Genomic DNA, 14,412 nt, shown 5'->3' on the forward strand with positions numbered 1-14,412 from the left:
GCACGGGCCGGAAAAATTTTCTGAAAACGTCCTGCAGGGTTGCACGGTCTCGAAAAATGTTCTGATAAACGTCCTGCATCGTTGTCTGGAATTGAAATGTTATTGCATATTTAGTTAGTAGAATGATTAATTACGAAAAAAGGAAACAATATTTCAGACATATAATAGCAATGTAATCTTATTACTTTCAGAAGAACGATAATAAAAGAACTTGTTTATTATGATTTTTGTCAGTAATTTGCATGGGAATTTATCAAAACCCGATTAAAACCTAATAAATTATGTTTACCAAGTTATCCATCTACGATTTACACAACAGTGAATTTATTCAGTACATCTATTATTTATTAGAAGTTTTAAAGGCCAAAAAACCTGAACAACTTAAGGTAAAAGAGATTTATGACACAATCTCTTCGAAGTACCAGCTTATGTCTTCCATCTTTAAACCAGAACGGGGCAGCGATATAACGCCTCAGATAGAGGAAGCTGACAAGCGCCGCGATACTGCTATCAACGGTATCATCTCTTTACTTGATGCTTATGTTTATCATTACATTCCTGAAAAACGCGATGCTGCACTATGTCTGCTCAATGAAATCAGCAATCACGGCCGAGGCATTTCCCGGTTCAACTATCAGTCGGAAACCAGCACAATAGAAAGCATTGTTACGAGGTGGAAGGGGTCGTCCGAATGCGTCAGTGCTCTTGAAAAACTGATGATAACGGATTGGGTTGAAGAGATGGACAGTGCCAACAAAGATTTCCGAAAGTACTACTTTGAGCGGATGCAGGAGGATGCTGAAAATCCTGAAATCAGACTTAAAGAAGTCAGAAAGGAAGTTACCGAGTTGTACCGTTTCCTGATCAACCAGTTAGAGATATTTGCAACCATCAACAGTAATGAAGTCTATTACGATACGATAAGGTCAATAAACGAACTCAACGAACGTTACAATCAACTTATATTGGCTCGTCAAAGTTCCGGGGGTGCAGATGAAGTGCAAGATGCAAATGACCTTTCTGCTGAAATTAACGAAAATTAATTACTAACCCATCGGGTTTTGATAATGATTAAGCTGAATATCCTTGTGGTGTTCAGCTTTTTTGTGTGTTCTGACAATACTTCTATCAGAGCGTTTATTCCATTTTATGCTGATAATTTATCAAAACTTTTGTTTTTCGGCTGGTTACACAGATGCCATTGAGTGCTTCACAGCGAGCGAGCCACAGAGGAAAACGAACGTTTTTGGACAACCCCCACCGGAAAACCGGCAGGGGTCTGTAAAGGTATCATTAGCAACAAAAGTCTATTCTTCGTAACTCTGAAGTAACAATTTCAGGATATCGATGGCCGCGCGTGAAACCGACGATCCGGGACCAAAAATACCTACCACTCCGCAATCGTAGAGGAACTTATAGTCCTGTTGTGGAATAACACCACCGGCAATGACCATAATATCTTCACGGCCGAGTTTTTTCAGTTCTTCAATTACCTGGGGAACCAGGGTTTTGTGACCGGCTGCCAGTGAAGAAACGCCCAGTACATGAACGTCGTTCTCAACAGCCTGACGGGCAGCTTCGGCCGGTGTCTGGAACAACGGGCCCATATCCACGTCGAAGCCAATGTCGGCATACCCTGTGGCCACTACTTTGGCGCCACGGTCGTGGCCGTCCTGTCCCATTTTGGCAATCATAATACGGGGCTGACGTCCTTCTTTCTCTGCAAATTCTTTGGCCAGAGCGCGGGCTTGTTCAAACTCGCTGTCGTTTCCGGCTTCCGATGAATAAACTCCGTTAATAGATCGTATCACAGCTTTATATCTTCCAACTACTTTTTCACAAGCATAAGAAATTTCTCCCAAAGACGCACGTTTTTTTGCTGCTTCTACGGCCAGTTCCAAAAGGTTACCTTTTCCGGTTTCAACAGCTTTTGTAATGGCTTCGAGAGCGGCCTGAACTTCTTCTTCGTTGCGTTCGGCACGCAGTTTTTTAAGGCGTTCGATCTGAGAATTCCGTACAGCCGTATTGTCAATTTCCAAAATATCGATGGGGTCTTCTTTGTCGAGACGGTAACGATTGGTTCCGACAATTACCTGTTTTCCACTGTCAATTTTTGCCTGGGTGCGAGCAGCAGCCTCTTCGATACGCATTTTGGGAAGACCGGTTTCGATGGCTTTGGCCATTCCGCCCATTTCTTCAATCTCCTGGATGTGGGCCCAGGCCTTTTCGGCCAGTTCTTTGGTAAGAGATTCTACATAGTAGGAACCGGCCCATGGATCGACCTCTTTAGTGATTTGGGTTTCTTCCTGAATGTATATCTGAGTGTTACGTGCAATACGGGCCGAAAAGTCGGTAGGCAAAGCGATGGCCTCGTCCAGTGCGTTGGTATGCAACGACTGGGTATGTCCCAGTGCAGCTGCCATTGCTTCGATACAGGTACGTCCCACATTGTTAAACGGGTCTTGTTCCTGCAGCGACCATCCCGAGGTTTGCGAGTGAGTACGCAGCGCCATCGATTTGGGATTTTGGGGGTTGAACTGCTTCACAATTTTAGCCCAGAGCATACGTGCAGCACGCATTTTGGCAATTTCCATGAAGTGGTTCATCCCAATGGCCCAGAAGAACGACAGCCGTGGGGCAAAAGCATCAATATTCAACCCCGACTGAACCCCTGTACGCAGATATTCAAGTCCGTCGGCAAGAGTGTATCCAAGTTCCAGATCGGCTGTAGCTCCGGCTTCCTGCATGTGGTATCCCGAAATGGAGATGCTGTTAAATTTAGGCATCTTTTGAGAAGTATATTCAAAGATATCAGCAATGATCCGCATTGAGAAGTCGGGGGGGTAGATGTAGGTATTGCGCACCATAAACTCCTTCAGAATATCGTTCTGAATGGTACCGCTCAGCTCTTCGAGCTTTGCACCTTGTTCAAGTCCGGCAACAATGTAAAATGCCATGACGGGTAAAACGGCACCGTTCATGGTCATTGAAACCGACATCTTGTTCAGCGGAATACCATCGAAAAGGACTTTCATGTCGAGGATAGAGTCGATGGCCACACCGGCTTTTCCAACATCACCCACCACACGCTCGTGGTCAGAATCGTATCCGCGGTGCGTAGCCAGGTCAAAGGCCACAGAAAGACCTTTCTGTCCGGCCGCCAGGTTACGGCGATAGAAGGCGTTGGACTCCTCGGCAGTCGAGAATCCGGCATACTGACGGATGGTCCAGGGACGCATGGCATACATAGCCGAATATGGCCCGCGCAGGTAGGGCGGGAGTCCGGCAGCATAATTCAGATGCTCCATGCTTTCCAGGTCTTCTTTCGAATAAACGGGTTTCACCGGAATCTGCTCCGGGGTTATCCAATCCTTTTTAATGGAATGCTGTTGCTCCCAGGCTTTGGCATCGAATGAAAGCCGGTCGCTTTTGTAATCTATGTGTGAAAAATCTGGTCTCATAATAGCTATTTTTTAACGCAGAGGCGCTAAGACGCTGAGTTTATTTCAGAGATTATTGACTTTGCGGTAAATACCTTTGTGCAATAGCGGAACATTGAAATTGATCAGCAATCCAAGTTTTTTGTTGGCAAGTTTCAGGTATGTAACCAATTGTACTTCATGTACAGGGTGTACCTCTTCAACCGCTTTCAGTTCAACAATCACTTCTTTTTCAACCAACAAATCAAGAATGAAATCCTTGTTTAAAGATTCGTTTTTATAGATTAATGGCAAATGTACCTGCTCTTCTACCAGCAAGCCCCTATTTCGAAGTTCGTGAGCAAGACAGGCGCCATAAACAGATTCCAGTAATCCTGGCCCAAGTTCTTTGTGAACTTCGATGGCTCCTCCTATAATCTGCGAAGATATTTTATTTAAGGCATCCCTTGTCATCTCTCATATAAAAACTTTGCGTCATCGCGTCTTTGCGTTTTTATTGGATGTTCAACATTTTATTAAACTCTTGCAACGTTTCCAGCAAGTTGGAACGTATATTGATGAAGTGCTCAATCCCTTGTTTTTTCAGGTCGTCGGCACAGGCGGGGGCACCTGCCACCACAAAGACAGCTTCGCCGTTGAGTGCTTTGAAAGCAGCCGGGGCGGCTTCGGCATATTCATCATCCGAAGAGCAGAGCACTACGATATCGGCTTTGGCTTTCCTGGCAGCTTCCACACCTTCTTCTACCGTATCGAAACCGAGATTATCGATGATTTCGTAGCCGGCACATCCGAAGAAGTTTCCTGAAAACTGGGAGCGGGCCAGTCGCATGGCCAGGTTTCCGTAGGTCAGCATAAATACTTTTGGTCGTTTCGCTGCTTTTTCGGTAGCCAGGCGAAGCGCTTCGAATTCTTCGGCACCACGATACAACTGGATGGGTTCAATTTCCGATCCTTCTTCGGAGTCGGTAAATGTACGTTCTTCACTGATTTCGGAAGAGACCGACTCCAGGTTGTTGGGATACTGGTTGGTGCCCAGCAGAATCTCTTTACGGCGGGCCAGGTCTTTCTTCCTTTTTCCGGAAGCTTCCTTAACATGCGCCTGAATTACACCCCCTTTTAGTGCTTTGGTATAGCCGCCTTTTTCTTCCACCTCGAGGAATAATTTCCAGGCTTCGTTGGCGATACTGTCTGTCAGGTTTTCTATATAGTAGCTTCCGGCAGACGGGTCAACAATCATGCTGAAATAAGCCTCCTCCTTCAACAGCAATTGTTGATTACGTGCAATCCTTTCGCTAAAAGCGTTGGGCTGACGGAATACCTGATCGAACGGTGCTACGGTGAGTGAATCGGTACCGCCAATAGTGGCGCTCATGGCTTCTGTCTGGGTACGAAGCATGTTTACGTAAGGATCGTAAATGGTTTTGTTCCATTCCGATGTTTCGCAGTGGGTATGCATTTTGGTCACCTCTTTATCGGCAGGGTTGTATGCATCTGTGATTTTGGCCCAAAGCAGGCGTCCTGCACGCAGTTTCGCAATCTCCATAAAATAGTTGCCGCCAATACCAAAATTGAATCGTATGCTTCGGGCAGCATCGTCGGCATTGATGCCGCGCTTTGTTAGCTGAGCCATGTACTCGTTGGCCATAGCAAGACCAAAGCCCAGTTCCTGAACAATGGTTGCGCCGGCATTGTTAAAATGTTTGGCATTAACCGTAAGGGGTTGAAACAGCTTCATCTCTCTTCCCTCTTTTACCAGCTCAGCCGAATTGTCCAGTAACTCTTCAACGGGAACACAGGTTTTGCCGGTGATGGTAAGATTTCCGAGCGGATCAAAATTCAGAGACCCTTTTACTTCTTTTAAACCGGCATCTTTTTCATTAAGCCACTCTTTCAGCAGCGAGAGGAGTTTTTGATTGCCATGTGAGGTTGAAAAGTTCAGTTCTGCTGCCTGAGGCACTATCCCTTTCAGGAGGGTATCAATGCTTTCTTTGGTTATCAGCTCTTCATTCACGAAAAAGAAGCCCAGTGAATCAACCCCTTTGTTCAGTACATCCAGTGCCTTCCGGTTGGCTTCCTTTACATCTTTGACAACAATATCCTGGCGAACCAGCCATTTGTTGTGGGTTTTGGTGCCACGAACAAAGGGATATTCTCCCGGAAGACTGTCAAGATATTCAAGTCCCTTCAAATCCTCTTCCCTGTAAAAGGGGCGGACTTTAAATCCTTCATTGGTTTTCCAAACGAGCTTCTTTTCGAAATCGGCTCCTTTGAGGTCCGCTGTTATCTTATCCATCCATTCCTCTGTGGAAACAGGTGGAAACTCATTAAACAACGATTGATTTGATTTATCTGCCATAATGTAACTATTTATTTTGTGCGCGTTAACAGGGCGCAAAATTAACGAAATTATTCTGGATTGGGAATAAAGGCTTTGTGTTTATGGCATGTTGTTGAGCAGTTAGGCATGAGGTATAACCTTTTTTCTCAAAAAAAACATAAAAAAATCCGGTCAGAAAATTTTCCATAACCGGATTAACTTAATAATAAAAAGAAAGAAATCTATTGATTGTAATCGTTAACAATCTTCACCAGTGTTTCTTCTGATATTTCATCAACAGATCCATTTTGCATCAACTTGCCCAATCCTGTAGAAGTTTGCATCAACTTGCCCAATCCCGTAGAAGCTTCTTCCTGAGGGGCATTTTCATACTCTCCGTTTTTTATTTTCTTAGCTACATCCTTATTGTCTTCCAGCATTTTGGCCAGGCGATTATAATTAAGAACCTTTACTGCTTTTCCGTCCTTTGAAATAACAAAGCCCTCTTCAGTTGCTCCCCCTTCAGAGCCTCCAATGACCAAATCGGTACCGACTTTTTCAAACATGCGATAAAGACAGGCCTTCCCTGTAATCATTTCTTCCATAAAAGCCTGATTTCCGCCCAGACTAACCAAAGTGGGATCTTTGTATTCAATATTTTTATACTGAACACCCAATATTGCAAAGCCTTTTATATCATCCTCATCAACAGCATCCTTAGATACTGGTGATCCCATCTCTTCGTTGAAAATGGTTTTCTCATAAATCTTAAAAGAATTACATGCATCCTCAGGATTTTGTCCGAAGATATGAGACAGTTTCAGAACGCCTTTATGTTCTTTTCCCTTCTTATCAGTATAAACCACATTGTAGCAATAGTTACGAAACGGGGATATTGATGCCAGCTCTGAATACGGTCTTCCGGAAGCTTTGAACGACTCCCATCTGGCCTGAGCATCAGCAACTACTTCATTTTTTTGATAGTAAGAACCTAAAAACGGGTTTCTGTAATGCTCGAGATAGCTTTCTTTAATTGCCGGGGGATTAACCAAAAGCAACAGGTTTACAAGATTATTTGAAGCCACCTGCAACTCCTTCTTGTACTCTTTTGGGTCGGCCATTCCCTTTTCTATCTGGCCGTCCCAAAATTCAAAAACACTTTTATACTCATCGTAAAGTTCGGAGGGAAGCATTCCATTGTTTATTTTATTGACAATTTCAATGCCCGAAGTATATGGCTTATCCCAGGCTGTATAATCATGCTTGCTATTAGACTTAAATCCTTCGATTTCTACCTCATAAACCTCTTTTGAATAACTCAGTTGCTTCTGAGCAACATTCCGGACAGCAGCCATCAATTGATTTTCTAATTCCTCAACAACGTAATCATGAACATCATCAAATTTTTCCTCAATCGTCTTCTCGATAATTTTGGGGTCTGTTACTTTCTTCGTAGGTGTTCCGTAGCTGGTATAGATTGGAGGAAAAACCACCTTAACGGAATCAATATAATCAGAGAGAACCAGCTTTTTGGTGAATTTTCCATCGATCTTTATCTCCCAGGTAGGAACAGTTTTATAAATGGCTTTGAAATCAGTATTATACTCATTATCTGCAACATCGACGATTTGGTATTGTGGAAAATCAACAGGTTTTGGAACCAGGGTAATGGAAACATCAGGTGATTCTTCTGTATAAGTATATCCCTGTAAGGCGAGAACCCCCAATGTAAATTTCTTGTCGGGAGCAAACAAAAGCGTTTTATTATTTTTTATCGGTTCAACGTCCCTCAGTTGGATTGAGTAAGTTTCTACTCCTGGCATTGTAATTAAAGGATACTTCAAATACTGAATATCCTTTTTTTCAACAATAACTCTTTGTGAATACGCATTAATACTGGCCAAAACAGCCAGAAATAAAACAAAATAATTTTTCATCGAAAAATAGGTTTAGAAAAGTTAATAATATAAATCGGAGTGTTACGAAGAAGATTGGTAGATATTAGTGAAATCATCTGCAAAGGATTAGGAAATTCAAATCAAATTTAAACAAAAGATTTCAAAATTCAACAATGAGATCCCGGATAATTTCCTAAAAACTCATATAAATTACAGTTATCTATTATAGGCTCTTAAAAGAGAAATAGTCGCAAAATAAAACGTAGAAGGGAATCTAAATCAACCGGTGATAGCGGGCATAATAGATAGCCTCTGAGATATTGGTAACGTCCAGTTTCCGGAAAATATTTCTTTTGTGCTGCTTCACTGTTGAAACAGTAATATTTAATTCATCTCCGATGGTTGAATTTGGCTCACCCTGACCGCTGCGTAAAAGAATTTCTTTTTCTCTGGGGGTAAGTTCATTCTGATAACGAAGGTAAAAACGTCTGGTTTCAGAATTGAAGCGATATTGAAGTGGCTCACTCAGGTTCTGAATAACTGCGTTTCCAGCATGTGGAGAAAGCGATGGAGACACAAAACAAAGGGTTGAAATCAATTTTTGGCAAATTCATTGAACAGCCCTAACATCTCCCTAATCTGGATTTGCCGGCCAACCTTTCTATTCACTAAAAAAGCGGTTTGGACAGTCTGCCACGACCGCTTTTTTAAATTCAATGCCATTGACCCCTCTTACATAGTCACACCAGAAGGCGAACATTGGCTAATCTATGGATCATGGCACTCAGGGATTGCTGCTGTTCAGCTCAATCCACAAACAGGAAAACCGGATAAATGGGAAACTCAGGATGATTATGGAGTCAGGATTGCCGGGCGTGGAAATGTGAACACCAATCGCTGGCAAGCACTTGAAGCCCCAGAGATCGTCTACAATGAGGAAACGGGATATTACTATCTCTTTCTTGCCTATGACGAGCTATCTGTGGCTTACAACACCAGAGTGGCGCGTTCACAAAATATTACCGGTCCATACTATGGCATAGATGATGGCAACGTGACCCGGGGTGATGAGTGTTACCCCATACTTACGCATCCATACAAATTTAATGACCACTACGGATGGGTAGGTATTTCACACTGCGCCGTTTTTAAAGATGAAACTACGGGACAATGGTATTACTCCTCGCAGGGTAGGTTGCCAAGAGACGTTCCCGGCATCAATGTTTCAAATGCAGTGATGATGGGACAGGTTCGCGAAATTGAATGGACCTCTGAAGGATGGCCCGTTGTGATGCCTGAAAGATATGCCGGGGTCCCCGAAGGAGGACTTCAGGAAGCAGATATTCCGGGTATATATGAGTTAATTACCCTGGGTTATGATTATCAAACCATGCAAACCTCGTTGAGACTAACTTTAAATCCCAATGGAACAGCGACCGGAGCCCTCGAGGGGGCATGGAGCTATGATGCCTCATCCAGTACCTTTACCATTGGGAACCAGGAATTGATTATAGAAAAAGGATGGGACTGGGAAGCCAATCCAAGACACACCACCCCAATCTTTTCCGGAATAGACAGTGCCGGCAGATCCTTATGGGGTAAAAAGAATTATTAATCACACTCGTTTTCAGCAAATAGAAATGAAAGATGTCTCAAAAGTATATGATAAAAATTTATGTCATGTTGAAAGTTGGCCCTCCTGCCTGCCTGCAGGCAGGCAGGGGACCTGATATCCTAAGTGACGCCTGGCCCCGGGTTTTTCACCCGGGGTTATCCAAATTTGCCCCTCCGGGGACAAGGCATTCCCCTTGTCATATCCACATTATTCCCTAAGATTATTTTTGGGGTAGGCACTCAGAATGACATCAAAATCGAACTTTTGAGGCAGCCTCTATTCCTTTATAATCACCCGGGTTGTAATAGCACAGTGATCGGAGAGCGGCATCGTCTTTAACCCTGAATATTTTGAAGTTTGATGGGTTATAGATGACCCCTGCAAAACTTCCTGGTTACTGAATATGTAATCCAGTTTACGGTTCCAAAAGCCATTCTTATCAGTAGTGTGTGTGAAATATGAAGCATTATGGGTCCGATACTTTTTTAAAGAAACAGCCGGCTCGAAATACTCATAAAAAGGCGTCATCCAAGCCTGTTCGGCAGAATAGTCGTCCGCCTCAAAGTCCCCGTCATCACAAGCAGAATCCGGAAAACCTTTCACTTTTTCAGTCCCCGGCGGTAAGGCATTAAAATCACCACCAATAATAAACGGAATCCTCGACCTGTCAAGAGAATCCAAATAGTTAAAAACTAGATCGATCTGTTTCTTCTTAGTTCCATCACTGGAATAGGCCGAAAGATGCGTGTTTAGAAGACGGATAGTGTCTTTACCAATTGCTGTGCGAGCTTCCAGTAAATTACGCCTCAGGTAAAAGTAACGTACCAGAAAATTTTGTTCTTCTATCAGGGGTAAGGAAATACGTTTCGCTGCAAACAGCGGTGTAACGGAAAAGATGGCATTTCCCGAGTTCATTTTTCCCAGTCCGTCGGATGGAATATGAGTGGCTCGCCACTGGGGCGAATAAACAGCATGGCTGAAATGTGTATTGTTCAGTATCCGGTTTACCTGGTCGATAAAAGCACTCCGCTTGCTGTTGACATCAATTTCCTGTACGAAAAGAATGTCCGGCTTTGTATGGTTGATGAAGTCCACAATTTGATCAAGATTGGCCAGCACTTCTGTGGAATCCATAATAATCCGGTTGCCGTGGCAGTCAAAGAAGAAATCGATGCGCGCACCTCCGAATTTTATATTCCAGGTCATTACTTTTAATGGATCGCTTTTTGAGAAATGAGATGTAACGGTGTCTTCAGCACTAACGGCATAATAGTAAACATCCTCTTCGTTCAGCTTTGTATTGAACGGGTCGCAGGCTGAGGCCATGAGGAGAATGATCAGGAAAGGAGCAGCTAACTTCATCTTATCGTTGTATTAAGAAGATTCCAAGTAAAAGCATTATAATGCCTGCAATTCTGCTAAGCGAAATAGGATGAACAGTCACGTTAAAGAACCCGTAATGATCGATTATGGAAGCGATGATCAACTGACCGGCAATGGAGGCTGCAAGCATGGTTGTGACCCCAATCCGCGGGATAAGCAGGACTACCGAAGTCACGAACATCGCCCCGATGGCTCCTCCAAGGAACAGGTACCACGGGACCGATTTCATTTCGGCTATGGATGGGAGCGAAGTTCGTAATATAATATTAAGAAGGATTAGAATAACCGTTCCAACCAGAAAATTGGTGAGGGATGCCTGTAATGGATGTTTTAAGAAGGAAGAAAGCTGGGTGTTAATACTTCCCTGAACAGAGAGAAAACCACCAATCAATAATGCAGCTAAGATAAAAATATACCTGGTCATGCGTCCGGTCTTTAATAGTGCGTGCGCAAGTTACAACCAAGACTTCATATCCACAAATATCACTTTTTTAAAAAGTACGACATCCGGTTATCGTAATTGAGATAGTATTCCCCCCTTTCCAGGCCGTCAACGTTTACCGTATCGTTGTATCCTTTGAATACTATTCGGCCGTAGATATCATAGATTTCGTAGAGGGTAGGCTTTGAAAAAACCAGTTGTTTTTCGATCTTTTCGGATACGAGCTCCACTTCGGGAATATCGTTGTTTACCGCCACTTCGGGAGAAAGTTTGCGCTTACTGTCAGAACCCGCCTGGCGTACCCTGAAGCGATTTTCGCCTGAATGGAGTCTTACCGGAAATTCATATTGATGTTTTCCGGGAACGCCTTTGCCCATTACTTCGCCAACCTGTACCCATTTGTTCCACCGGTATTGTTCCACAACATAGGGGAGTGCCCCGATTTCGCCGGTTGTTTCCCATTTGAGATTATTTCCTTCAACAGCAATGTCAATGGTTTCGAATGATGCTTTGGGTGCGACAACTTCAGGATTTAAAACGACAGGTTCGCAATCTTCTTTATATTTGATAACGATGTGAATTGGAGAACCTATGGGCAACTGATATACCGAAAGGTCAACTTCAAAGGAGCTGGAATTAATCTCATCGGTAGTTGTCATTCCGTTTACCATAACCTCAAATACGCAAAACCCCACACCTGATTCGGCGTAAGGATTCCGGACATACAAATTGTCTCCCTGGTAAGTGCCTTGCAATTCTATTTCTCCGGCAAAGCTGAATACAGGAACGAAACAAAAAACAGTAAGTAGTATGTGGAACAATTTCATGGGACCTGGAATGAAAAATTTGATCAACAGAACTGCATATTTGGTGATTGTCTATAAACTCGCAAAAAATTTCATATTCCGTGTGTCTTTTCAAAAGTGCCGGTTGTGAAATTAGTGCAGCAAATGATACTTTATGGTCAGGCACGGTTTAATCAATTAGCCTGTTTTCGAAATCGCCTTTCAGCAGGGGACACGACACCGCAATTTAAACATTATAAAGACCAACTGCAAAGAGAGAACAAATTCAAAGTCCGTATTTTACATGTTTGCATTCTATTTTTTGACAAACAGCTGTTTTTATTCAACGGGCTCATTCCAATCTCCAAACGATTTTATTAAGTCAATAAGGGTTTCAACCGCTTTCTCCTCGGGTACGTTTCTCTTGATCAACTGCCTGTTCCGGAACAGTGATATTTTGCCGGGCCCCGCACCTACATATCCGTAATCGGCATCGGCCATTTCTCCTATGCCGTTCACAATGCATCCCATTACAGCGATCTTGAGTCCTTTCAGATGACCGGTTTCTTTTCTTATTCTTTCGGTTGTTTTTTGTAAATCGAAAAGAGTACGCCCGCAACCCGGACATGAAATAAATTCGGTTTTGGAGAAACGTACTCTTGATGCCTGAAGTATGCCGAAAGAGGTATCCACAACATCACCGATGCGGATAAAGGGTGCACTCAGGCATATTCCGTCGCCATAACCGTCAAGGAAAAGAGCCCCTTTATCGGCGGCAGCCTTAATCTGAAAATCTTCTGGTCTTTTATCATCGTAATGACCATGGATGATGACCGGGTGTTTCAGACCGGTGTTTTGCATGGTCATAAAGAAGGCCCGTTGTTCGGCGGTTGAATTGGCATTCCCGGACTTCAGGATTAGTATAACATCCTTTTTTTCGCGAAGCCGCTTAATATTTCTTTCTGTCAGTTCGGGATAGGTTATCTCAACGAAAGCGATACCGTGAAATAAGTGCCAGTCATCATGGCTCCGGAATAGGGGGAAAACACCGTTTTTCTTTTCTTTGTTGTAGTATTTGTGTTCCACCAATTGCAGAGTGCCTGCAAGGTTTTTATGCTGTAGATTCAATTGTGCAGGCTTGCAAATGATCAGCTCGGGAGGCTCGGAAAAGTTGATTTCCCTGCCGTCAGCATTCCTGATGTCCGCGACAACGGCAACAGGGTTTTCGCCCCCTATGTGCAGCACGGGCTCACTTACGCGTTTCACATACGACAAAGGGCTGTAGTGTTGAGGATTTGTTTCCCGGACAGGCTCGTGACCTGTTTTCTGCACTACGTAACTAACCAGCTTTTGAGCAACCGGAATTTCATTTTCGGGAGGCTCGGTGAGCGACACGCGGATGGTATCACCAATGCCGTCGATTAAGAGGGCGCCGATACCCACGGCCGATTTCAGGCGTCCGTCCTCTCCGCTGCCCGCTTCGGTGACACCCAGGTGCAACGGGAAATACATGTGCTCGTTTTGCATTCGTTGCACCAACAATCTTACGGCATGGACCATTACTCTTGTATTGCTCGCCTTAATACTCAAAACAATATTCTCAAAATTTTCCTCCTGGCATATTCGCAAATATTCCATGCACGATTCCACCATCCCTTCGGGTGTATCTCCGTATTTCGACATGATTCGGTCGGAAAGACTTCCGTGATTGACCCCGATTCGTATCGCTGTATTGTGTTTTTTACAATGATGAAGAAAAGGAACCAGTTTTTCCTTTATCATTTGCATGCCGGCTTTGTCTTCCGCGCTTCCGGTTTCAATCTGGCGGAACTTCTTGGCACCACCTGTGAAATTTCCCGGATTAATGCGTACTTTCTCAATCAGTTCGGCGGCTGTTTCGGCAGCAGACGGATTAAAATGGACATCGGCTACCAGGGGGATATCGTATCCCGCAGCCAGCAGAACTTCTTTTATGTTCTTCAGGTTTAACGCCTCACGGCGACCTTGTGTGGTGATACGAACCAGTTCACCCCCCGCGTCGGCAATTCTTTTTGCCTGCTCTGAAGTTTCCTCTGTATTGAGTGTATTAGTGGTCGTCATCGACTGAATTCGTATCGGCGAATCCCCTCCGATGGTGATATTCCCTGCTTTAACCGGAACAGTTTTATTACGCAGATATTGGAAGTATGAGTTGCAGTAATGGTATTGTTTGTTTTGCATCGGTATAATTTTTTAGTGCTCGTCTATGCATTAGATCGTTAGATTTTTAGATATAAGATGATTCATATAATATTGATATGCTGTATTATAATAAACACATGATAAGTAGGAAACTTTTCCTACTTTTATAGACACACACTAATTAGTGCTCGCCTATAAACTCGCGAAAATCTTCACAAACTGTATTTTTGTTTTATTGATCGGGTAAAACCTGTCTGCCGGCAGGAATAAATCTTATATATAAAAACCTTAAACGACTGCTCAAAATTAATAACTTTGCATAATTGCGTCAGTATTTATCCTGATCTATTC

The 14,412-nt window shown here is 43.5% G+C and carries 11 protein-coding genes; 2 read left to right on the forward strand and 9 right to left on the reverse strand.

The features are described 5' to 3' along the window. Positions 1-281 precede the first annotated feature (281 nt). Positions 282-1,043 (forward strand): DUF6261 family protein, encoded by a 762-nt coding sequence (locus OQ5_RS0104715; RefSeq protein ID WP_016776374.1) that lies wholly within the window; start codon positions 282-284, stop codon positions 1,041-1,043. Positions 1,044-1,307: 264 nt separating this feature from the next. Here the strand turns inward: OQ5_RS0104715 and scpA are convergent, their stop codons facing one another. From scpA to OQ5_RS21900, 5 genes are all read right to left on the reverse strand, one after another. Beyond that, complete coding sequence (scpA, locus tag OQ5_RS0104720; protein WP_016776375.1) at positions 1,308-3,461, reverse strand: methylmalonyl-CoA mutase; 2,154 nt, start codon at positions 3,459-3,461, stop codon at positions 1,308-1,310. Positions 3,462-3,506: 45 nt separating this feature from the next. After that, positions 3,507-3,893, reverse strand: coding sequence for a GxxExxY protein (locus tag OQ5_RS0104725; protein ID WP_016776376.1), 387 nt, complete (start codon positions 3,891-3,893; stop codon positions 3,507-3,509). 40 nt (positions 3,894-3,933) lie between these two features. After that, entirely contained in the window at positions 3,934-5,796 is a 1,863-nt protein-coding gene (gene mutA / locus OQ5_RS0104730) for a methylmalonyl-CoA mutase small subunit (RefSeq protein ID WP_016776377.1), read from the reverse strand. A 203-nt stretch (positions 5,797-5,999) separates the two neighbouring features. Continuing rightward, positions 6,000-7,694, reverse strand: a complete 1,695-nt coding sequence (locus OQ5_RS0104735; RefSeq protein ID WP_016776378.1) for a hypothetical protein — start codon at positions 7,692-7,694, stop codon at positions 6,000-6,002. Between the two features lie 235 nt (positions 7,695-7,929). Continuing rightward, positions 7,930-8,232, reverse strand: coding sequence for a response regulator transcription factor (locus OQ5_RS21900; RefSeq protein ID WP_016776379.1), 303 nt, complete (start codon positions 8,230-8,232; stop codon positions 7,930-7,932). Between the two features lie 24 nt (positions 8,233-8,256). Here OQ5_RS21900 and OQ5_RS20305 point away from each other — a divergent pair, with 24 nt between their 5' ends. After that, positions 8,257-9,270 (forward strand): glycoside hydrolase family 43 protein, encoded by a 1,014-nt coding sequence (locus OQ5_RS20305; protein ID WP_016776380.1) that lies wholly within the window; start codon positions 8,257-8,259, stop codon positions 9,268-9,270. Positions 9,271-9,546: 276 nt separating this feature from the next. Here the strand turns inward: OQ5_RS20305 and OQ5_RS0104755 are convergent, their stop codons facing one another. The 4 genes from OQ5_RS0104755 to ispG all read right to left on the reverse strand — a co-directional run bounded on the left by OQ5_RS0104755 (position 9,547) and on the right by ispG (position 14,100). Then, entirely contained in the window at positions 9,547-10,632 is a 1,086-nt protein-coding gene (locus OQ5_RS0104755) for an endonuclease/exonuclease/phosphatase family protein (protein WP_016776382.1), read from the reverse strand. Position 10,633: 1 nt separating this feature from the next. Further along, positions 10,634-11,077 (reverse strand): DMT family transporter, encoded by a 444-nt coding sequence (locus OQ5_RS0104760; protein ID WP_016776383.1) that lies wholly within the window; start codon positions 11,075-11,077, stop codon positions 10,634-10,636. A 59-nt stretch (positions 11,078-11,136) separates the two neighbouring features. Beyond that, positions 11,137-11,922: a hypothetical protein gene (locus OQ5_RS0104765; RefSeq protein WP_016776384.1), complete on the reverse strand. Its 786-nt coding sequence runs from the start codon at positions 11,920-11,922 to the stop codon at positions 11,137-11,139. Positions 11,923-12,219: 297 nt separating this feature from the next. Continuing rightward, complete coding sequence (gene ispG, locus OQ5_RS0104775) at positions 12,220-14,100, reverse strand: (E)-4-hydroxy-3-methylbut-2-enyl-diphosphate synthase (RefSeq protein WP_016776386.1); 1,881 nt, start codon at positions 14,098-14,100, stop codon at positions 12,220-12,222. Positions 14,101-14,412 lie beyond the last annotated feature (312 nt).

This window comes from Anaerophaga thermohalophila str. Valhall (assembly GCF_000250735.1).
Classification (GTDB): domain Bacteria; phylum Bacteroidota; class Bacteroidia; order Bacteroidales; family Marinilabiliaceae; genus Anaerophaga; species Anaerophaga thermohalophila_A.